The organism is Mycolicibacterium insubricum (genome assembly GCF_010731615.1).
In the GTDB taxonomy this organism is placed as follows: domain Bacteria; phylum Actinomycetota; class Actinomycetes; order Mycobacteriales; family Mycobacteriaceae; genus Mycobacterium; species Mycobacterium insubricum.
On the sequence record NZ_AP022618.1, the window covers coordinates 723447 to 743351 of the forward strand.

At 68.1% G+C, this 19905-nt stretch carries 19 protein-coding genes; 14 read left to right on the plus strand and 5 right to left on the minus strand.

The genetic code is table 11. From position 1 onward, the window contains the following. Positions 1–25 precede the first annotated feature (25 nt). From G6N16_RS03385 to G6N16_RS03420, 8 genes are read left to right on the plus strand one after another with little or no spacing between them, the layout of a single operon-like run. Positions 26–1198: an LLM class flavin-dependent oxidoreductase gene (locus G6N16_RS03385; RefSeq protein ID WP_083032407.1), complete on the plus strand. Its 1173-nt coding sequence runs from the start codon at positions 26–28 to the stop codon at positions 1196–1198. Further along, positions 1195–3063 (plus strand): flavin-containing monooxygenase, encoded by a 1869-nt coding sequence (locus tag G6N16_RS03390; RefSeq protein ID WP_083032409.1) that lies wholly within the window; start codon positions 1195–1197, stop codon positions 3061–3063. Before G6N16_RS03385 ends, G6N16_RS03390 begins: the two co-directional genes overlap by 4 nt. Continuing rightward, a complete protein-coding gene (locus tag G6N16_RS03395; protein WP_083032410.1) occupies positions 3063–4004 on the plus strand; it encodes an SDR family NAD(P)-dependent oxidoreductase in 942 nt (313 codons plus the stop codon). Before G6N16_RS03390 ends, G6N16_RS03395 begins: the two co-directional genes overlap by 1 nt. Beyond that, a complete protein-coding gene (locus G6N16_RS03400) occupies positions 4001–5137 on the plus strand; it encodes a CaiB/BaiF CoA transferase family protein (RefSeq protein ID WP_083032412.1) in 1137 nt (378 codons plus the stop codon). Before G6N16_RS03395 ends, G6N16_RS03400 begins: the two co-directional genes overlap by 4 nt. A 7-nt stretch (positions 5138–5144) precedes the next feature. After that, the gene (locus tag G6N16_RS03405; RefSeq protein WP_083032413.1) at positions 5145–6302 is read left to right on the plus strand and encodes an acyl-CoA dehydrogenase family protein; all 1158 of its coding nucleotides are present in this window, start codon (positions 5145–5147) and stop codon (positions 6300–6302) included. Continuing rightward, a complete protein-coding gene (locus G6N16_RS03410; RefSeq protein ID WP_083032415.1) occupies positions 6299–7213 on the plus strand; it encodes an acyl-CoA dehydrogenase family protein in 915 nt (304 codons plus the stop codon). Before G6N16_RS03405 ends, G6N16_RS03410 begins: the two co-directional genes overlap by 4 nt. Beyond that, entirely contained in the window at positions 7210–8373 is a 1164-nt protein-coding gene (locus G6N16_RS03415; protein ID WP_083032417.1) for an acyl-CoA dehydrogenase family protein, read from the plus strand. The genes G6N16_RS03410 and G6N16_RS03415 overlap by 4 nt, the downstream gene beginning before the upstream one ends. Continuing rightward, positions 8370–9434: an acyl-CoA dehydrogenase family protein gene (locus G6N16_RS03420; protein ID WP_083032418.1), complete on the plus strand. Its 1065-nt coding sequence runs from the start codon at positions 8370–8372 to the stop codon at positions 9432–9434. Before G6N16_RS03415 ends, G6N16_RS03420 begins: the two co-directional genes overlap by 4 nt. 92 nt (positions 9435–9526) lie before the next feature. Here G6N16_RS03420 and G6N16_RS03425 read toward each other — a convergent pair whose 3' ends face one another. After that, on the minus strand, positions 9527–10273 hold the full coding sequence (locus G6N16_RS03425; protein ID WP_083032420.1) for a glucose 1-dehydrogenase: 747 nt from the start codon (positions 10271–10273) through the stop codon (positions 9527–9529). Between the two features lie 103 nt (positions 10274–10376). On the opposite strand from G6N16_RS03425, the gene G6N16_RS03430 reads away from it, so the two are divergent. Further along, the gene (locus G6N16_RS03430) at positions 10377–11450 is read left to right on the plus strand and encodes an NAD(P)H-dependent amine dehydrogenase family protein (RefSeq protein ID WP_083032422.1); all 1074 of its coding nucleotides are present in this window, start codon (positions 10377–10379) and stop codon (positions 11448–11450) included. Between the two features lie 27 nt (positions 11451–11477). Here G6N16_RS03430 and G6N16_RS03435 read toward each other — a convergent pair whose 3' ends face one another. Then, positions 11478–13148, minus strand: coding sequence for an acyl-CoA synthetase (locus tag G6N16_RS03435; RefSeq protein ID WP_083032423.1), 1671 nt, complete (start codon positions 13146–13148; stop codon positions 11478–11480). Between the two features lie 169 nt (positions 13149–13317). Here G6N16_RS03435 and G6N16_RS03440 point away from each other — a divergent pair, with 169 nt between their 5' ends. Both G6N16_RS03440 and G6N16_RS03445 read left to right on the plus strand, forming a co-directional pair. Next, a complete protein-coding gene (locus G6N16_RS03440) occupies positions 13318–13602 on the plus strand; it encodes a DUF1330 domain-containing protein (protein ID WP_083032425.1) in 285 nt (94 codons plus the stop codon). Between the two features lie 167 nt (positions 13603–13769). Then, positions 13770–14270 carry a hypothetical protein gene (locus G6N16_RS03445; protein WP_163787757.1) on the plus strand — a complete coding sequence of 167 codons (501 nt, stop codon included), beginning with the start codon at positions 13770–13772 and terminating at the stop codon, positions 14268–14270. A 95-nt stretch (positions 14271–14365) separates the two neighbouring features. On the opposite strand, the gene G6N16_RS03450 is transcribed toward G6N16_RS03445, so the two are convergent. Next, positions 14366–15097: an SDR family NAD(P)-dependent oxidoreductase gene (locus G6N16_RS03450; protein ID WP_083032428.1), complete on the minus strand. Its 732-nt coding sequence runs from the start codon at positions 15095–15097 to the stop codon at positions 14366–14368. 55 nt (positions 15098–15152) lie between these two features. Next, entirely contained in the window at positions 15153–15749 is a 597-nt protein-coding gene (locus G6N16_RS03455; protein ID WP_083032429.1) for a TetR/AcrR family transcriptional regulator, read from the minus strand. A gap of 103 nt (positions 15750–15852) precedes the next feature. Between G6N16_RS03455 and G6N16_RS03460 the strand changes: the two genes are divergently transcribed. After that, positions 15853–17142 carry a cytochrome P450 gene (locus tag G6N16_RS03460; protein WP_083032431.1) on the plus strand — a complete coding sequence of 430 codons (1290 nt, stop codon included), beginning with the start codon at positions 15853–15855 and terminating at the stop codon, positions 17140–17142. Continuing rightward, positions 17139–17327, plus strand: coding sequence for a ferredoxin (locus G6N16_RS03465; RefSeq protein ID WP_083032432.1), 189 nt, complete (start codon positions 17139–17141; stop codon positions 17325–17327). Before G6N16_RS03460 ends, G6N16_RS03465 begins: the two co-directional genes overlap by 4 nt. A gap of 203 nt (positions 17328–17530) precedes the next feature. On the opposite strand, the gene G6N16_RS03470 is transcribed toward G6N16_RS03465, so the two are convergent. Beyond that, positions 17531–18289, minus strand: coding sequence for a L,D-transpeptidase (locus G6N16_RS03470; RefSeq protein ID WP_083032434.1), 759 nt, complete (start codon positions 18287–18289; stop codon positions 17531–17533). Between the two features lie 607 nt (positions 18290–18896). Between G6N16_RS03470 and G6N16_RS03475 the strand changes: the two genes are divergently transcribed. Continuing rightward, on the plus strand, positions 18897–19880 hold the full coding sequence (locus G6N16_RS03475; protein WP_083032435.1) for an esterase family protein: 984 nt from the start codon (positions 18897–18899) through the stop codon (positions 19878–19880). Positions 19881–19905: the final 25 nt, after the last annotated feature.

Sequence of the window (19905 nt, forward strand, 5' to 3'; positions counted from 1 at the left end):
TAACGCCCAAAGCTTAGGAGCAGAAATGTTAGTCAACCTCGGAACCGGAGCGCAGAACTCCCAGGACTGGGACCGTGTGCTGGCCGGGGACTTCTCCCGCCCGCCGGTGACTCCGGACTACAAATGCGTGCAGGCCGCGTTGGCGCTGGGCGACCTCGCCGAACCCCTGGGTTTCGATGGCATCTGGTTCCCGGAGCATCACGGCACGCCCTACGGCATGACCCCCAACCCCCTGCAGGCACTCACCTACTTCGCCGGGCGCACCGAGCGGGTCAGCCTGGGCACTTTCGTCGCTGTCGCGCCGTGGTGGAATCCGATCCGGCTGGCCACCCAGATTGCCTACCTGGACATCGTTTCGGGCGGCCGCTACACCACCATCGGCATCGGGCGCGGTGTCTCCAAGAGTGAATTCGACGCCGTCGGCGTACCGCGGGAGGAGAGCCGGGACCGGTTCAACGAAACCCTCGACATCCTGGAACTGGCCTTCTCCGGCGAGCGGTTCTCCTACGACGGCAAGATCTTCTCCTTCCCGGAGATGTCGCTGCGCCCCGAACCGCTCAGCAAGGATCTGTTCTCCCGGATCTACAGCTCGTCGTCGACCGCGGAATCACTGGAGATCCTGTCCCGGCGCGGCATGGTGCCGCTGTTCGTCGGCAACAAGCCGATCTGGGACGCCGGCGAGGAGGTGCGCAAGGTCAACACCTTCCGCGCCGAGGAGGGCTTCGCCCCGTGCCAGCCCAAGAACGTCATGTTCATGTACTGCGTCGCCGACGAGGACGAGGTCGCCGCGACCGAGGAATGGATCTGGACCGCCAACCGGGATGTCAACGTGCACTACGGTTTTGCCGACGCCTCCAACTTCACTGGGGTCAAGGGCTATGAGGCCTACGCCGCCCGGGAAGCCTCGGCGACCGCGCTGCTGGCCTCCGAGGTGGGCAACCAGAAGAAGGGCGGACCGCCCGGATACCACGCGTCGAACCTGCTGATCGGCACCCCGGAGACGGTGTTCGACAAGCTCAAGGCCGCCCAGGAGGCCTGCTCGTTCAGCGAGGTCACCATCGTCCCGCAGTTCGGCACCATGCCGTATGAGAAGGCGATGGAATCCACCCGGCTGTTCGCCGCCGAGGTGCTGCCGGCCGTGCACGACATGCCCGCCCCGCTGCACGCCGCCGCGCTGCCCGAGGGCGTCCGCGCATGACCGTGCAGGGCTGTGGTCCCACCGACACCCCGCAGGACATCGACATCGAGGCGATGCGGGCGAAGTACGCCGTCGAGCGGGAGAAGCGCGTCCGTACCGAGGGCGCGTCGCAATACCTGGAGCTGAAGGACGATTTCGCGGAGTTCGCGGAAGTAGACCCGCACACGACGGTGACGCCGCGGGACCCCATCGATGCCGATATCGAGGTCGCGGTGCTCGGCGGCGGCATCGCCGGACTGCTCGCCGGCGCCTACCTGAAGAAGGCCGGGGTCGAGGACGTCCGGGTCATCGAGATGGCCGGCGACTTCGGCGGCGTGTGGTACTGGAACCGGTTCCCCGGAATCCAGTGCGACAACGACGCCTACTGCTATATACCGCTGCTCGAAGAACTCGACTTCATCCCGTCCAAGAAGTACGCCGACGGCGCCGAGATCTTTGCGCACTGTCAGAACATCGGCAAGCACTTCGGCCTCTACGACGGGGCGATCTTCTCCACGCAGGTGCGTACTGTCCGCTGGGACGAGGAGATCAAGCGTTGGCGGCTGACCACCAACCGCGGCGATGACATCCGCGCCCGGTTCGTGGTCATGGCGCAGGGTTCCTACAACAAGCCGAAGCTGCCCGGTATCCCCGGGATCAAGGACTTCAAGGACGCCGGCGGGCATGTGTTCCACAGTGCCCGCTGGGATTACGACTACACCGGAGGCGACGCCGACGGTGGCCTGGACAAGCTGGCCGACAAGCGGGTCGCGCTGGTCGGGACCGGAGCGACGGGAGTGCAGCTGGTACCGCACCTGGGGCGGGATGCCAAGCAGCTCTTCGTGTTCCAGCGAACTCCGTCGTCGGTCGACTTCCGGGGGAACGAGCCGACCGATCCCGAATGGGCGGCGTCGCTGCAGCCGGGCTGGCAGGCCGAACGCAAACGCAACTTCCACCGCTGGTCGCCGTTCGAAGGTGTGGTTTTCGACGCCGCCGACATGGTGTGCGACTTCTGGACCGAGTTGGGCCGCAACCTCACTGCGCGCATCGGCGCCAGCCCCGATCCCACCGCGCTGGGCATCGAAGAGATCATGGCGATGCGGGAGGAAGAGGACTACCGGATCATGGAGCGGCTGCGCCGCCGGATCGCCGACATCGTCGATGATCCGGACACGGCGGAGGCGCTCAAGCCCTACTACCGGTTCATGTGCAAGCGGCCGACCTCCAGTGACACTTACCTCCCCGCGTTCAACCTGCCGAACGTGACCCTGGTCGACGTAGCCGAATCCAAGGGTATCGACAAGCTGACGCCGAACGGCATCGTCGCCAACGGTGTTGAGTACGAGGTCGATTGCGTCATCTTCGCCAGCGGCTTCGAGATTTCCACGGAGATCAGCCGCCGGTACGCGATGGACGTCATCGAGGGCCGGGACGGGGTGTCGCTGTTCGACCACTGGCGCGACGGCTACCAGACGCTGCACGGGATCACCAGCCGTGGATTCCCCAACCAGTTCCACACCGGCTTCATCCAGGGCGGTGTTTCGGCCAACACCACCGCGATGTTCGAGCAGCAGGCCGAGCACATCGCCTACATCATCGCCGAGGCGATCAACCGGGGCGCCACTGTCGTGGAGCCCAGCGCGGAGAGCCAGGACGCCTGGGTGGCGACCATCCGGGAACTCGCGTTCGACAACTCGGCCTTCGACCTGTCCTGCACGCCGGGTTACTACAACAACGAGGGGCGCGGGTTCGGCGACGCCAGCCGCTCGTTCCTCGGTGAGGTGTACTCACCCGGTTTCTACGCCTTCGACGACCTGTTGAGGCAATGGCGCGACGCCGGTGACCTCGCCGGACTGACGCTGGTCTGCGACGACGCCGGACAGTGATGACAACTCCTGAGCTGCGCTTCGACGGCCGCGTCGTCGTCGTCACCGGCGCCGGCCGCGGGCTCGGCCGCGAATACGCGCTGCTGCTCGCCGCGCGCGGGGCACAGGTCGTCGTCAACGACGTCGGTGGCGCACTCACCGGCGCCGGAACCGATCCGGGTCCCGCGGCGGCCGTCGTCGACGAGATCACCGCCGCCGGCGGGTTCGCCGTCGCTTGCACGGCATCGGTGGTGACCCCGGAGGGTGGTGCGACGATCATCGACGCGGCGCTGTCCGCGTTCGGTCGCATCGACGCGCTGATCCACAACGCCGGCAACGTGCGCCGGGCGCCGCTGGCGCAGATGACTCCCGAAGATTTCGACGCGGTCCTCGACGTGCACCTGCGCGGCGCGTTTCACGTGCTGCAACCCGCGTTCGCCCGCATGCAGCACGCCGGCTACGGCCGCATCGTGCTGACCTCGTCGATCGGTGGGTTGTACGGCAACCATCAGGTGGCCAACTACGCCGCGGCGAAGGCCGGCATCCTCGGCCTGTCCAATGTCGCCGCACTGGAGGGCGCCGCGCACAACGTCACCTGCAACGTGATCGTGCCCGCCGCCGTCACCCGGATGGCCGAGGGTATCGACACCAGCGCCTACCCCCCGATGGGCGCCGACCTGGTCGCCCCGGCCGTCGGCTGGCTGGCGCACGAAAGCTGCGGAATCACCGGGGAGGTGCTGGCCGCGATCGCCGGACGCATCGCCCGCATCGGGATCGCCGAATCCCGCGGCGTGTACCGCCCGCACTGGTCCATCGAGGACGTCGCCGCCGATATCGACCGCATCCGCGACCTGGAAGACCCGGTGATCTATCCGGTGGTGCCCGATGCGCACAACCGGCACATCGCCGACAGCTTCGCCCTGGCGGCCGGAGGCGCGCCGACCGCGGAAGACCGCGCATGACCGGGCCGCTGCACGGGATCCGTGTCGTCGACCTGACCGCGATGGTGATGGGCCCGTACTGCACGCAGATCATGGCCGACATGGGCGCGGACGTCATCAAGGTCGAGCCGCCCGCGGGGGACAACACCCGCTACATCTCGGTGGGCCCGGCGCCGGGCATGTCCGGGGTGTTCGTCAACGTCAACCGCGGAAAGCGCGGCGTCGTCCTGGATCTGCGCACCGAGGAGGGCACCGAAGCGCTGCGGGCACTGATTGCTACCGCCGACGTTTTCATCCATTCCATGCGCGCCAAGGCCATCGCCAAGCTCGGGTTCGACTACGAGCAGGTGGCGCAGATCAATCCGGGCATCGTCTACACCAACTGCTACGGCTACAGCCGCCGCGGACCCGAAGCCGACCGGCCCGCCTACGACGACACCATCCAGGCCGAATGCGGATTACCCGCCGTGCAGGAGCAACTCACCGGCGAGGCCAACTACGTCGGCACCATCATGGCCGACAAGGTCGCCGGGCTGACCGCGCTGTATGCCACCATGATGGCGCTGTTCCACCGCGAACGCACCGGCGAGGGCCAGGAAGTCGAGGTCTCGATGTTCGAGACGATGGCCGCCTTCATGCTGGTCGAACATGCCAACGGGGCGATGTTCGACCCGCCGCTGGGTCCCGCGGTCTACCCGCGCACGGTCGCACCGAACCGGCGGCCGTACGCCACCAAAGACGGCCACATCGCAGCGCTGATCTACAACGACAAGCACTGGAACGCCTTCATCGAGGCCGTCGAACCCGCCTGGAACAGCGAGGAATACGCCACCCTCGCCGGCCGCGCGCGGCACATCGACACCGTCTACGGCCTGCTGGCCGAGACGCTGGTCGAACGGACCACCGCTGAATGGCTGGAACTGTTCCGGGAACTGGAGATACCGGCTGCGCCGATCCACACCCCGGATGCGTTGTTCGACGACCCGCAACTTGCCGCGTCGGGCCTGTTCGAAACGATCGACACCCAGCACGGAACGGTGCGCCTGCCGGGCGTGCCGACCTGGTTCTCCCGGACACCGGGCCGGGTTCGCGGCTACGCCCCGGAACTCGGCGCGGACACCGCGGCGGTACTCGACGAATTGGGAATGGGATAGGGGACACATGGACTTCGACATGGGAGACGCCGCAGCCGAGCTGCGCACACAACTGCGCGAACTGATCGCCGCACAGGTACCGCACGACTACCTGGGCGCCTTCACCGACGACCCCGCCGACCTGGACATCGCGCAGAAGTTCTGCGCCACCCTCGCCGAGGACGGGCTGCTGTGCATGTCCTGGCCCCAGCAGTACGGCGGCCGCGACGCCTCCGTGTGGGAGCAGACCGTCGTTCGGGAAGAGATGTGGGCCCACCACGAACCCCGCGGCGCCCAGTACATGGGCGTCAACTGGGTGGGCCCGATCGTCATGAAACACGGCACCGGCGCCCAACGCGCCCAGCATCTTCCGCCGATCGCCGCCGGTGAGGTGATCTGGTGCCAGGGCTTCTCCGAACCCGAAGCCGGATCCGACCTGGCGTCGCTGCGCACCTTCGCCACCCGCGACAGCGACGGCTGGCGGATCAACGGCCAGAAGATCTGGACCTCCTACGCCACCATGGCCCAGTGGATCTTCTTGCTGGCCCGCACCACCAAACTCGAGCCCGGCGGACGAAAACAACAGGGCCTCACAATCTTCCTGGTCCCGATGGATGCCCCCGGCATCCAGGTCCGGCCGATCCGCACCATGCTCGGCCCCCACCACCTCAACGAGGTCTTCTTCGACGACCTGCGGGTCACCGACGCCGACATTCTCGGCGAGGTGGGCGCGGGCTGGTCGATCGTCGCCGACGTGCTGTCCTTCGAACGGGTCGGAATCGCCCGCTACGCCCGCTGCGAACGCCTGCTGCACGCCGCACCGCAGGTCCTCGGCGACGCCTGGGAACAGCTGCCCGGTGAACTGCGGAGCCGTTGGGCGCGCATGCTGGTGCACTGCCGGCGGGCGCGGCTGCTGGCCTACCGGTTGGTGGCGGCCCAAGCCGCCGGAAACGTCGGCCCGGGAGATGCGGCCGGCTACCGCATCGCCGTCACCAAACTCGACCAGGACTCAGCGGAGGTGCTGATGGAAATCCTCGCCGAGGCGCCGAACAGCGCGCCCGACTACCACTGGTTCCGCGGCGAGGTGGAGGACCACTGGCGCTACTCGCAGGCGTCCACGGTGTCCTCGGGCAGCATCGAGATGCAGCGGATCCTGCTGTCGCGCGCAATGCTGGCGGCGTCATGATCCTCGAACTCTCCGATGAGGCAGCCGAATACGGACGCCAGGCCCGCCGCGCACTGGAGGCCGCCGGCGGCGACGACCTGCTGGTCGCCGCCGACGCCGAACCGCTGCGGCGCGAGCATCTGGGCGGACCCGCGCTGACCGAGCTGGGCGCCTGGGAACTGGAACCCTACGACGACACCGACAGCCTGGAAGCCGCAGCGGCGCTGTGCCGGGCCGCCGGCTACTGGGCGCTGCCGTATCCGGTCGCCGAGCGGTTGGCCCGCATCCCCGGATACGACGGGCTGGTGGTGGTCGCCGACACCAACCCGTCCGCCGCCATCGGCGGACTGGAATCAAACTGGGCTGCCGTCGATCTCACCGGACACTGCCACGAAATCGGCGATATCGGCGAAATCCGGCCGGGCTTCGTCGTCGACCTGGAGCTCGGGCCGCCCGCGGCCCGCCTCGGCGTCGAACTTGCCGTGGCGCTCACCCTGCCGTGCTGGACGCTGCTGGGCATGCTGGATCGCGCCATCGAACTCACCGTGGCCCACGTGCAACTGCGTCAGCAGTTCGGCCAGCCGCTGGCGAAGTTCCAGGGCGTGCAGTTCCAGCTGACCGACGCCGAGGTGGAACGTAGCGGCCTGGACATGCTGGCCAAGTACGCACTCTGGAGCATCACCGCGACCCCGGAGGACGCCGTCGACGACGCGCTGGCGCTGCGGGCCGCGGCCATCGAGGCAGCCGAAGTTGTTTTCCGGGTGTGCCACCAACTGCACGGGGCCGCCGGATTCTGCGACGAGACCACGCTGTCCTGGCTGTCCCGGCACAGCCAGCCGCTGCGCCGACTGCCGTTGGGCCTGTCGGCGACGCGGGATCTACTCGCCGCGCGGATCGGACGGCGCGGACTGACCGGGCTGTACACCCCGTGACCGATATCGTGACGTTCCGCTCGCGGGTTCGGCAGTGGTGCGCCGAACACGTGCCCACCGACTGGCGGCAGACCCAGACCGGGGCCGACGACGCCGAGTTCGTGCGCTTCCAGAAGTGGTGGTTCGCCGAGCTGAACTCGGCCGGTTTTGCCGTTCCGCACTGGCCGGCCGAATGGGGCGGCGGGATGTCGGTGGCCGAACAGGTGGTGCTGTACTCCGAGCTGGCCGCCCACGACGCACCGCGGCTGGTGCTGGCGTTCGTCGGAATCCACCACGCCGCATCGACCCTGCTGGTCGCCGGCACCGAAGAACAGCGCAGCCGGCACCTGCCCGCGATCCTCGACGGTGAGATCTGGGTGCAGGGTTTCTCCGAGCCGGAGGCCGGATCCGACCTGGCGTCGCTGCGCACCACGGCGCGCCGGGACGGCGACCACTTCGTGGTCAACGGGCAGAAGCTGTGGGCCAGTGGCGGTGCTCATGCCGACTGGTGTCTGCTGCTGGCTCGCACCGATCCCGACGCGCCGAAACGTCGAGGCATCTCGTATTTCCTGATGGACATGCGCGCGCCCGGAATCGACGTGCGGCCCATCCGCAACGCCGTCGGCGACTCGCACTTCTGCGAGGTGTTCCTCAACGACGTTCGGATACCCGAGGTGAATCTGGTCGGGGCGGAGAACGCCGGATGGCAGGTCGCCCAGGAGACGCTGGGCGCCGAACGCGGTATGACGATGCTGGAGCTGGCCGAGCGGCTCGGCAACGCCGGCCTGGGCTGGCTGGCGCAGGCCTGCCCGGCGGGGGACGCGGTGGCCGCCGACCGGCTGGCCGGGTTCGAGATCGAGATCGCCGGGCTGCGCGGGCTGTGCCGAGATCTGGTCGAACGCAGCCACGCCGGCACGGCCGGTGCCGCGGACGCATCGATCGTCAAGTTGTACTACAGCGAACTGCTGCAGCGGATGACCGACTTCGGCGCCGAACTCGGCGGAGTCGCCGCGAGCACTGTGGTAACCAAGCCCGCCTCCAGCGGCTGGGAATCCGGCGCCTGGGTGCTGGATTTCGTCGGGTCGTGGGAGTGGACCATCCCGGGCGGGGCCAGTGAGATCCAGCGGACCATCATCGCCGAGCGCGGGCTGGGGTTGCCGCGGGAACCGGGTGTGGCATGACCGATTTCGCCGAACTGCACGACGAGTTGCGCGCGGTGGCCGCCGACGTGCTGGCCGCCCGCGTCGGTGAGCCGGTGGATTCCGCCGTGCTCGCCGAACTGGGCTGGACCGGGCTGGAAGTCGCCGATGAACTCGACGGCGCCGGTGCCTCCTTCCGCGAGGTCGCGGTGGTGGCCGAACAACTCGGCCGAAACGTCAACGGGGGCGGCTACTTCGGGTCCGCCGTGCTCGGCGTCGGGCTGTTGAACCAGCTGACTGGCGGCGCTGTTCGCGACGGGCTGCTCACCGGCATCGCCGCCGGAACCACCACGGTCACCGTGGCGATCTCCTCCGAGGCCGGGGCGCAGCCGGGATTTGTCGTGGCGGAGACCGCCGACGGCCCGCGCATCACCGGGCGGGCGCCGCTGGTGCTCGACGCGGGGAGCGCCGACACGCTGTTGGTCCCGGTCCAACTGCCCGACGGCAGGTCCGCCGTCGCCGCGGTGGGGCGCGACGCGGTGGGGCTGGCCGTGAGGGCGCGTCCGGTGGTCGACGAAACCAGAAGCCTCGCTGATGTTTCCGCAGACTCGGTGTTGCTGGCCGCCGATGCGCTGCTCGGCTACACCGACGGCGTCGACGAGCCCGACGCACTGACGGCCCGCGCCCGCGCGGCAGTCGCCTGCGACAGCCTGGGCTTGTCCGCGGCGATGCTCGACGCCACCGTCGACTACGTCGCGGTACGACAGCAGTTCGGCCGGCCCATCGGCTCGTTCCAGGCCGTCAAACACGCGTGTGCGGACATGGCCGTCCAGATCGCGGTATCGCGCCAGCTCGTCGCGACGGCCGTCGCCGCGGTGGCCGACGGGTCTACGGATGCGCCGCGGGCCGCGGCAATGGCCAAGGCCTACAGCACCGAAACCGGGGTCGCGGTGGCCGGCAAGGCCATGCAGCTGCACGGTGGCATCGGCTACACCTGGGAGGCGGGCATCCACCGCTACCTCAAGCGCGCGACGCTCAACCGGGCCCTGTTCGGCTCGCCGGCGCGGTTGCGACGGGAACTGTCGCGGTACCGGACCGGTTGAGACAGCGGCTCTTCAGACCCTGTCCAGCATTGTCAATGTTGGCGTTCCAGTGGCACAGTGCGATGTAATCCGTATCGGCGGCCCGCCCACGGTCAGAAGATGTTGTCCTTGTGGTTGACGTCGGTGACCAGTCCGCCGTCCACCACGAACTCGGCGCCGGTGGCAAACGACGACTCGTCGCTGATCAGGAACACCACGAAGGCGGCCACTTCCTCGGACTGTCCGGGGCGACCCAGTGGGGCGATGACCATGTCGTCGGGAAAGTGTTCGGTCATCGGCGTTTTGATGAAACCGGGGTGCACCGAGTTGACCCGGATATTGCGCCGTCCCAGTTCCAGGGCTGCAGACTTCGCCAGCCCGCGCACCGCCCATTTGGATGCCACGTAGGGGTGGACCATCGGCGCGCCGCGCAGGCCCTCGATCGAGGACACATTGATGATCGACCCGCTGCCGGCCTTCTTCATCTCACCCACGACGGCCTGCATGCCCAGGAAGGTCCCGGTGAGGTTGACGTCGATCACCTTCTGCCACTGGTCCATATCGAAACTGCCGATCTTGCCCAGCGCCACGATCCCGGCGTTGTTGACAAGCCCGGTCAGCGAGCCGAAGGCCTCGACGGCGGTGGCGACCGCGGCGTCCCACTGGCCGGCCTGGGTGACGTCGAGGTGGACGTAGCGGGCGGCATCGCCGAGCTCTTCGGCCAGCGCGCCCCCGGGCTCGTCGAGGATGTCGCCGATGACGACTTTGGCGCCCTCGGCGACCAGTGCCCGCGCGTGTGCGGCGCCCATGCCCTGCGCGCCGCCGCTGATCAGTACGACTTTTCCGGATACCCGTCCCATACGTCGCACGCTACCGAAGAAAGGCAGAAATTAGAACCTGTTCCAATTTTTGCTTTCGCCCCGCATACTGCCCAGTGAGAACGAGCCATCGAGGAGACCCGATATGCCCATCCGCGTCGCACTGTTCGGCACCGGCAACTGCGGCCGCCTGGCCCTGATCCAGCTGATCGAGGACCCGCGCTTCGAGCTCGTCGCCGTCGGCGTCTCCAACCCGGACAAGGTGGGCCGCGACGCCGGACACCTGGCCGGGCTGGACGAGACCACCGGGATCACCGCCAGCCTCGGCCTGGACGCCATCCTGGCCGCCGCCTCGGACGCCGCGGTCTACTGCGCAATGGGCGACACCCGGCCCATCGAGGCGACCCGTGACGTCAAGGCACTGCTCGCCGCCGGCATCAACGTCGTCGGCTCCGCGCCGAACACCCTGCAGTTCCCCTGGGGCGCCGCCCCGCAGAAGGTCATCGACGGTGTGGAAGACGCGGCCCGGCAGGGTAATTCGAGCCTGTTCATCACCGGTGTGGACCCGGGGGTGGTCACCGACCTGATCCCGTTCGCACTGGCGTCGACCTGTCAACGCATCGAGCAGATCCGCACCATGGAGATCGCCGACTACGCCAGCTACGACGGCGTGGAGGTCATGGATGCGGTGATGGGCTTCGGCAAGCCGCTGGACCAGCCGGGACTGCTGTTCCTGCCCGGGGTGCTGGGCCTGGCCTGGGGCACCGCGATCCGCGAACTCGCCGCGGGTCTGGGCGTCGAGGTCGACGAGATCGTGGAGAGCTTCGAGCTGGAGCCTGCGCCGGAGGACATCGAGGTCGCGATCGGGGTGATCAAGGCCGGTACCACGGCGGCCACCCGATTCGAGATCACCGGCATGGTCGGCGGCAAGCCCGCCATCGTCGTCGAGCACATCACCCGGGTGCGCGGCGATCTGCGGCCGGACTGGACCCAACCGGCGCAACCCGGAGGGTCCTACCGGATCGAAATCACCGGGGAGCCTTCCTATGTCGTCGACATTTGCCCGTCCAGCAGCCGTGGTGACCACAACTACGCGGCGATCCTGCTGGCCGCCGGGCGCATCGTCAACGCCATTCCCGACGTCGTGGCCGCACCGGCCGGGCTGCGCACCACGCTGGACCTGCCGCTGGTCACCGGCCGGGGCACCTACCGCGGCTGAGCGTCCGGCTGCGATCGGCGCCGCCGGTCAGTCGGTGGCCGCGGCGACTTCCTTGGCCCACCGGTAGTCGGCCTTGCCGGCCGGGGAGCGCATCACCTTCTCGGTGCGCACGAATGCCTTGGGCACCTTGTAGCGGGCGATGTGGGTGCCGCAGACCTCGGCGAGCTCGTCGTCAGTGGCCTCGGCGCCTTCGGCCAGCTGCACCACCGCAACGACTTCCGAACCCCAGCGCTCGGACGGGCGACCCACCACGACGACGTCGTAGATGGCCGGGTGTGAAGCCACCGCGCGCTCGACCTCCTCGGCAAAGATCTTCTCGCCGCCGGAGTTGATGGTCACCGAGTCCCGGCCCAGCAGCTCGATCCGGCCGTCGGGCAGGTAACGGGCCTTGTCGCCGGGCACGGACCAACGGACCCCGTCGATCGTCGGGAAGGTCCGGGCGGTCTTGTCCGCGTCGCCGAGATAGCCCAGCGGGATGAGGTCGCGGCGGGCCAGCCAGCCGGTGTCCTCGTCGTCGCCGGGCTGCAAGATCCGGGAGAAGTCGCCAGCGACGATGGTGGTGTCGGCCTGCGGGGTGAACACCGCCGAGTGGGTCGAGTCGTCACCGAGGACGGTGCTCATTTGCTGGCCGCCCTCCGAGGAGCCGACGGCGTCCATCAGCAGGATGTGCGGCAGCGCGGCGCGCAGCCGGTCGCGGATCGCCGGCGACAGCGGTGCGCCGCCGTTGGTGATGGACACCAGACACGAGAGGTCGTAGTCACCCTTTTCGATCTCGTCGGCCAGCGGGCGGGCCATCGCGTCGCCGACGACCGGGATGCTGACCACCTTCTCCCGCTCGACCAGTCGCAGCACCTCGTCGGCCCGCATCCGCTCGACGTCGTCGGGGATCACCATCCGGCCGCCCATGGTCATGATGTTGTAGGCGGCCCACTGGGCGGCACCGTGCATCAGCGGCGGCAGCATCAGCAAAGACATGTGCCCGGCGGCCACGCGGACCCGGTCGGCGAGCTCGTCGTAGGAGCCCAGTGCGTCCGGGCTGCCGAACGGCCGGCCGCCCATGGCGGAGACGAAGATGTCGTGGTGGCGCCACAGCACGCCCTTGGGCATGCCGGTGGTGCCGCCGGTGTAGAGGATGTACAGGTCGTCGCCGGTGGGGGCGGGCAGTGCGTCGGCCGGCGCCGGGGTGTCCACGATGGATTCGTAGTCGACCGCGCCGGGCAGCAGGTCGTTGCCGGATTCGTCGGCGACCTGGATCAGCACTTTCAGGTCGGGCAGCTGGTCGCGGATGTGCGCGACCCGCGGCGCGAACTCGGCGTTGTAGACCAGCGCGGCGGCGTGGCTGTCCCTGAGGAGATAGAGCAGTTCCTCCTCGACGTAGCGGTAGCTGACGTTGAAGGGGGCGACGCGGGCCTGGTAGCCGGCGATCATCGACTCCAGATACTCGTTGCCGTTGCGCAGGTACAGCCCGATGTGGTCCTGCCCGGATTCGTGGCCGGCCAGATCGGCGCGCTCGGCGCGCGCGCCGAGGCCCTGGGAGACCAGGAAGTTGGTGACGCCGTCGACCCGAGCGGCCAGCTGCGCGTAGGTGAACCGCTTGTCGCGCCACACCAGGACCTCGTGATCGGGAATGGTCGCGGCGATGGTGCGAAACACCGTGGCCAGGTCGAAGTTCACCGGGTCAGCTGCGGTGTCGGCCATGATCCTCCTCGGCTGGGGACGCCCGGTTGATCGGACGGCATCCCTGCAATCTAGAACACGTTCTACTCGCGCGTCGAGGGCGGCCTCGACGCGCCGGAAATGACGTGACAGTATCTGAGAGCGGGATTCTCGTAAACCGTACTGTCGAGTTTTCAGTTTGAGGAGTGAGATGGCCAAGGCCTACATCGTCATCACCGAGGACATCAAGGATCCGGAGGGCTTCAAGGAGTACGCGAAGACCGCCGCCGGTGCCATGACGCCCGCCGTCAAGGTGCTCGCCGTCGCCCCGAAAGGTGAGGTGATCGAGGGCGAGTGGGTCGGCCAGACCATCATCATGGAATTCGAGTCGGTCGAGGCCGCCAGACAGTGGTACTACTCCGACGCCTACCAGGCCGCAGCCAAGCTGCGTCAGGCCGCCGCCGACTGCAACGGGGTCATCATTCCGGGTTTTTGAGTCCACCGGCCGGTCGGAGGGATGGCTTGTCAGAATGGGTCGTCCCCCGATCGGCGGGGGCTGGAATCCCCCGGTTGATCCGCTGATCGGGTGAGGGGATCGGGCTCGTTGTCTTCCTAGCGTGAACGGTGCCCCGGGTGAACGCCCGGAACGCCAAGGAGGCAATGATGTCCAGCACACCGACTGCCTGCGGCCCCGTGGTCCGACTGACTGCTCTCGCTATCACCGTTGTTCCCGCGGGTATGGCCGTCGCCATGTTCGCGGCGGGTCCCGCCTCGGCTGCGGAGAGCACCGTGGAGACGCGCTACACCATCTCGCAAGGTTCGATGGCCACCGTCGGTGTGCGGGCGCAGAGTTGCCCGGCGGACACGCCCTACCTCAAGGATCAGAATTTCTCGCCCGGTCGTCTGGCGCCCAACGGTGTCGAGGTCATCGAGATGGGCGGGATCGGCGTCAGCATCGGCCCCGCGTATGGGCCGAAGATTCCGTACAACCCCCCGCAGGGCGCCGGTGGCTTCCCGGGAATCTCCAACCCGACGATTCAGTTGGCCACCGGAATCGCCGGGGGAACGGCCACCAACTGGGGTACCGAGCCGCGGGACTTCATCGTCAAGCTGTGGTGCACCTCCGACACGCGGCAGGCGACCAGCAAGGTCAACGAGTACTGAGCGCGACGCAGTACCGATTTCGCCCCGGACCGGACCGAGGTTTCACCACGGCAAACTGCGCCCCGCTCCGGGGCCAGATCGGTACAGTCGCGGGCTCAGGTGTTACGGCCCCCGTTGACGCCGAGGATCTGCCCGGTGATGTAACCGGCTTCCTCCGACGCCAGGAATGCCACCGCGGCGGCGATGTCCTCCGGCCGGCCGATTCGGCGCACCGGAGTGGCCTCGATGCTCTTGTCAATGTCGCCCAGGTAGCCCTTGTCGGCGGCCTTGCGCAGCATCGGGGTGTCGATGAAGCCCGGCGGCACCGCGTTCACCGTCACACCGGCCGGGCCGAACTCCAGCGCCAGGGTCTTGGTCAGCCCGTTGACGCCGGACTTCGCCGAAACATAGTGGGACATATAGGGAACCCCGGAGTGCGTCGATGACGACGAGATGTTGACGATCCGACCCCAGCCAGTGCCGAGCATGTCCGGCAGCACGGCCTGGCACATGTGGAAGACGCCGTGCAGGTTGACGCCCACCACCCGCTGCCAGTCCTCGAACGAGATCTTCAGGAACGGCTTGAACCCGTCGAGGCCGGCGGCGTTGACCAGGATGCCGACCGGGCCGAGGTCGGCGTGGATCTGCTGCAGCGCGGTATCGATCTGCCCGCGGTCGGTGACGTCGGCGGTGTAGGCGTACGGGCCGTCGCCGGGGACCAGGTCAAGGGTGGCGACGCGGTGGCCGTCGACGGCGAGCCGTTCGACGATGGCCTTGCCGATCCCGGATCCGCCGCCGGTCACCAGGGCGACGCGGGGCGTGTCGGTTTCGTTGCGGGCTGCTGACATTGGGGTTCCTTTCCCGTGGGCGCGACGGCCCGGCGGCATCTCAATCGGTTGGTGATCAGTGCTTTTCGGAATCTGTGCGACGACGGGAGGTCCGCAGGCCCAGGGTTCGGCGGCCGGCGTCGACCAGCTGCCGGCTCAGTTCGGTGCGGTCCATGTCGTCGAACGCCGGCCCGGAGGCACCGGCGATGCCGGCCAGCACCATCGACGCTCGCACCCGGCCGGTGGGGCCGGGGTCGAGGTCGGTCAGCAGGGCCAGTTGCCGTTCGATGAGAGCACTCCAGTCGCGGTTGGCGCGCAGCATCAGCGCCACGGCGGGATCCGCGGCCAGCACGGCGACCGCGCGGTTGTGGACCGCGAGCTCGGCGAAACCGGCGAGCATGTGATCGGCGCGGGCATTGCTGCCGCGCAGCCCCTCGGCGGTCTCGACCACCGTGCGCAACTCGGCGAGGATCGGGGCCACCACCGCGTCCAGCAGTTGTTCGCGGGTCCGGAAGTGGTGGTAGATGGCGGCTTTGGTGAACCCGAGCTCGTCGGCGATCATCTGCAGCGACGTGCCGGCGAAGCTGTGCCGGGTGAACAGGTCGACGGCGACGTCGATCAGCCGGGCCCGGGTGTCGACGGCGCCGTCGGCGGCGTGCGCGGTAGCCGTCATCGTCGCCTCCTTCGCCGGATCCTCGCCAATAGCCTTCTCGACTTTACGATCGTATAGTAACTTCCTAGTCGATCGTAAAGTTTTCACGAGAGGTGGGCGGCCGATGGCCGAGCTTGAAGAGCTGGATTTTTTCACCGACCAGTCCCTGGTCGCCGACCCGTACCCGTACATGGAGGCCATGCGGGAGGGCTGCCCGGTGCGACGGGAGCCGCACAAGGACGTCCTGGTGGTCACCGGGTACGACGAGGCCGTCGCGGTGTTCGGCGATGCCGACACCTTCTCATCGTGCACCGCGGTGACCGGACCGTTCCCCGGCTTCCCGATCCCGATCGAAGGCGCCGCCGACGACGTCTCCGACCTGATCGACCAGTACCGGGACCAGCTGCCGTTCAGTGACCAGGTCACCGTGATGGACCCGCCCAAGCACACCGAGCACCGGGCGCTGCTGATGGGCCTGATCACGCCGAAGCGCCTCAAGGAGAACGAGGACTTCATGTGGCGGCACGCCGACCGCGCTCTGGAGCCGTACCTGGCCGCCGGCGGCGGCGAATACATCGCCGACTTCGCCCAGCCGTTCACCCTGGCGATCATCGCCGACCTGCTCGGCGTCCCGGAGTCCGACCGCGCGGAGTTCGCGTCGAAGATGAGTCACCAGAACAGCGGCGGCGGCGTCGGAAGTACCTCCACCAGCTCGATCGGGCACAGCCCGCTGGAGTACCTCTACGAGAAGTTCTCCCGCTACATCAGCGACCGGCGGGCCAACCCGCGCGACGATGCGCTGACCGAGATGGCCAACGCCACATTCCCGGACGGTTCGACGCCGGAGGTGATGGACGTGGTGCGCATTGCGGCCAACCTCTACACCGCCGGCCAGGAGACCACCGTGCGGCTGTTGAGCACCGCGCTCAAACTGCTGGCCGAGGACCCCGAACTGCAGCAGCTGCTGCGCAACGAGCCCGAGCGCATCCCGAACTTCATCGAGGAGACGCTGCGCATCGAAAGCCCGGTCAAGGGCGACTTCCGGCTGGCTCGGCGCAACACCGTCGTCGGCGGCGTGGACGTCCCCGCCGGGGCGACCGTCATGGTGATGAACGGCGCGGCCAATCGGGATCCCCGCCAGTTCGAGAACCCGGACGCCTTCGACGTCGACCGACCCAACGCCCGACGGCACATCGCGTTCGGGCGCGGCCCGCACAGTTGTCCGGGGGCGCCGCTGGCCCGAGCGGAGGCGAAGGTGGCCCTGGACCGGCTGCTGGCCGCCACCGCCGACATCCGGCTGTCCGAGGAGCATCACGGTCCGGCTGGGGCGCGCCGGTTCAATTACGTGCCGACGTTCATCCTGCGCGGGCTGACCGACCTGTATCTGGAAGTGACGCCGGCGGTGCAGCGATGATCGCCGTCGTCAACGACGGCCTGTGCCGTGGGCACGGCGTCTGCGTGGGACTGTGCCCGGAGGTGTTCACCCTCACTGAGTGGGGCTACGCCGAGGCGATCGACACCCCGGTGCCGCCGGAACAGGCCGAGCGGGTCGCCGAGGCGATCGCCGCCTGTCCCGAACACGCCATCAGCGCCGAATAGCGGCCGGCGGATCGGGCAACCGCCGGGTTCTGCGCGGCGGTCCCGGCTTCCCCTCGGCTCCGCGGCCACTCGCTTCGCTCGCGCCCACTCCGCCGAGCATCGCCGAACCGCCGGGTTTTGCGCGGCGGTCCCGGCTTCCCCTCGGCTCCGCGGCCACTCGCTTCGCTCGCGCCCACTCCGCCGAGCATCGCCGAACCGCCGGGTCAGGCGTTGACGATCACCGGGTCGCCGACGCCGACGGTGTTGTAGTACCAGGCCGCGTTGTCCGGGCTGATGTTGATGCAGCCGTGGCTGACGTTGGAGTAGCCCTGCTGGCCGACCGACCACGGAGCGGAGTGCACGTAGACCCCGCCCCAGGTGATCCGCACGGCGTAGTTGACCGTCAGCTTGTAGCCCTCGGGGTCGTTGAGCGGGATGCCGATGGTGCGTGAATCCATCACCACCGGGTTCTGCTTCTCCAGCACGGTGAAGGAGCCGACCGGGGTCGGGTGCTTGGGCTTGCCCATCGAGGCGGGCATGGTGCGGGCGACTGCGCCGTCGATGCTGACGGTGAAGGTGTGCTTGGAGATGGAGGCCACGCCCAGCACGGCGGCACCGGTCTCGAAGTTCAGCGGCACCGCGCCCACCGACCCCTTGATCTGGGAGTGCGCCGGCCAGAACTCGGTCGGGACGAACTGCACGGTGTGATCGTCGAGCCACTCGAAGCTGCCGGTGGGATTGGCCGGCGCGGTGATCTTGATCGTGCTCTCGACGCCCGCGCGGGCGCTCTCGGCGACCGGGGCGGCGAAGGTGACGATCACCGGGTGCGCGACACCGACCGTCGAGCCGGTGGCCGGTTGCACCCGGACCACCGTCGCGCCGGTGTCACTGGCCACCGATGCGCTACCGACGGCTGCGGTGTTCAGCATGGCCAGCAGCAGTGCCGTCAGCAATGTGAGGGCCATACGCACAGGTCGCCGCATTGATCGGTATCCCTTCGACTTCGGTGAATCACCGATGGTAGTGATTCGCCCGGACTGAACAGTAACGTCGCTGCTCACCTCTGTTTTGTTACCGCGGCTCGGGGGTGGGATCGGTCACACCGCCACCCCGGCCGCCCGGCTGCTGCGCGGAGACCCGCGACAAATCTCGGTCGACGAACGATCGGATGAACCTGTGGCTAAGGGTCTGTAACGATCCGTGCGGGCCGCGGGACGCACCGAGAGTGGAATTTTGTGCCGATCGTGAGAAATTCCACTCGGCCTCTGTTCGACCCTTCCCGATGCCTTCGCGGTCGGCAGTGGCGTTTCCGCTGGTGGAGGCGTAATCTTGCGCTCCCCGGCAGGTGCGGTGCGGCCGGAACCCAGGCTGATCACGCGGCGGATGTAACGCCAGGTCACCCCGCCGACGATGACCTGATCGGAGAGCCTGCGGCTTTCCCAGCGCGGGATGTCCCTGTTAGGGTCAGCCCGCAAGCACTGCGGTTGGCGCATGCCAAAACTTCGTCAGTAGTCGTTTTCCGCAGCAGGTGTGGAAAGCATGAAGTCGCGACGGTTGTGCGTCGCATAACAGAACGGCTGGAAAGCAAGGATGAATCTCGTTCAGAAGATCCGAGGAAAGTGGGCCAAACGGGCCGCCGTCGCCGCGGTTACCGCCGCAGCCCTGCCGGGCCTGGTCGGCCTGGTCGGTGAAACCGCCACTGCCGGCGCGTTCTCGCGTCCCGGCCTGCCGGTGGAGTACCTGGACGTCCCGTCGGCCTCCATGGGCCGCGACATCCGGATCCAGTTCCAGAGCGGTGGCCAGGGCTCCCCGGCCATCTACATGCTCGACGGTCTGCGCGCGCAGGACGACTACAACGGCTGGGACATCAACACCCAGGCCTTCGAGTGGTACCTGGACTCGGGCCTGTCGATGGTCATGCCCGTCGGTGGTCAGTCCAGCTTCTACAGCGACTGGTACAAGCCGGCGTGCGGCAAGGCCGGTTGCCAGACCTACAAGTGGGAGACCTTCCTGACCTCCGAGCTGCCCTCGTGGCTGGAGGCCAACCGAGGGGTGCGGTCCACCGACAACGCCGCCATCGGTCTGTCGATGGCCGGTTCGGCCTCGCTGACCCTGTCGGTCTACCACCCGAACCAGTTCGTCTACGCCTCCTCGATGTCGGGCTTCCTGAACCCGTCCGAGGGCTGGTGGCCCTTCCTGATCAACATCTCGATGGGTGACGCCGGCGGCTACAAGGCCGACGACATGTGGGGCTCGACGGGCGACCCGAACAACGCCTGGAAGCGCAACGACCCGATGGTGCAGATCCCCCAGATCGTCGCCAACGGCACCCGCATCTGGATCTACTGCGGTAACGGCCAGCCCAACGAGCTCGGCGGCGGCGACCTGCCTGCCACCTTCCTGGAGGGCCTGACCATCCGTACCAACATCACCTTCCGCGACAACTACATCGCTGCCGGTGGTACCAACGGTGTGTTCAACTTCCCGGACAACGGCACCCACAACTGGGCCTACTGGGGCCGCGAACTGCAGACCATGAAGCCGGACCTGCAGCGCGTGTTGCTTCACAGCTGAGTCCAGTAGTCATCGAAAAGGTCCC

Bases quoted from the DNA above. Each gene is read 5' to 3' on its own strand.
- G6N16_RS03385 (WP_083032407.1), top strand. From the start codon at position 26: ATGTTAGTCAACCTCGGAACCGGAGCGCAGAACTCCCAGGACTGGGAC.
- G6N16_RS03390 (WP_083032409.1), top strand. From the start codon at position 1,195: ATGACCGTGCAGGGCTGTGGTCCCACCGACACCCCGCAGGACATCGAC.
- G6N16_RS03395 (WP_083032410.1), top strand. From the start codon at position 3,063: ATGACAACTCCTGAGCTGCGCTTCGACGGCCGCGTCGTCGTCGTCACC.
- G6N16_RS03400 (WP_083032412.1), top strand. From the start codon at position 4,001: ATGACCGGGCCGCTGCACGGGATCCGTGTCGTCGACCTGACCGCGATG.
- G6N16_RS03405 (WP_083032413.1), top strand. From the start codon at position 5,145: ATGGACTTCGACATGGGAGACGCCGCAGCCGAGCTGCGCACACAACTG.
- G6N16_RS03410 (WP_083032415.1), top strand. From the start codon at position 6,299: ATGATCCTCGAACTCTCCGATGAGGCAGCCGAATACGGACGCCAGGCC.
- G6N16_RS03420 (WP_083032418.1), top strand. From the start codon at position 8,370: ATGACCGATTTCGCCGAACTGCACGACGAGTTGCGCGCGGTGGCCGCC.
- G6N16_RS03425 (WP_083032420.1), bottom strand. From the start codon at position 10,273: ATGGGACGGGTATCCGGAAAAGTCGTACTGATCAGCGGCGGCGCGCAG.
- G6N16_RS03430 (WP_083032422.1), top strand. From the start codon at position 10,377: ATGCCCATCCGCGTCGCACTGTTCGGCACCGGCAACTGCGGCCGCCTG.
- G6N16_RS03435 (WP_083032423.1), bottom strand. From the start codon at position 13,148: ATGGCCGACACCGCAGCTGACCCGGTGAACTTCGACCTGGCCACGGTG.
- G6N16_RS03440 (WP_083032425.1), top strand. From the start codon at position 13,318: ATGGCCAAGGCCTACATCGTCATCACCGAGGACATCAAGGATCCGGAG.
- G6N16_RS03445 (WP_163787757.1), top strand. From the start codon at position 13,770: ATGTCCAGCACACCGACTGCCTGCGGCCCCGTGGTCCGACTGACTGCT.
- G6N16_RS03450 (WP_083032428.1), bottom strand. From the start codon at position 15,097: ATGTCAGCAGCCCGCAACGAAACCGACACGCCCCGCGTCGCCCTGGTG.
- G6N16_RS03455 (WP_083032429.1), bottom strand. From the start codon at position 15,749: ATGACGGCTACCGCGCACGCCGCCGACGGCGCCGTCGACACCCGGGCC.
- G6N16_RS03460 (WP_083032431.1), top strand. From the start codon at position 15,853: ATGGCCGAGCTTGAAGAGCTGGATTTTTTCACCGACCAGTCCCTGGTC.
- G6N16_RS03465 (WP_083032432.1), top strand. From the start codon at position 17,139: ATGATCGCCGTCGTCAACGACGGCCTGTGCCGTGGGCACGGCGTCTGC.
- G6N16_RS03470 (WP_083032434.1), bottom strand. From the start codon at position 18,289: ATGCGGCGACCTGTGCGTATGGCCCTCACATTGCTGACGGCACTGCTG.
- G6N16_RS03475 (WP_083032435.1), top strand. From the start codon at position 18,897: ATGAATCTCGTTCAGAAGATCCGAGGAAAGTGGGCCAAACGGGCCGCC.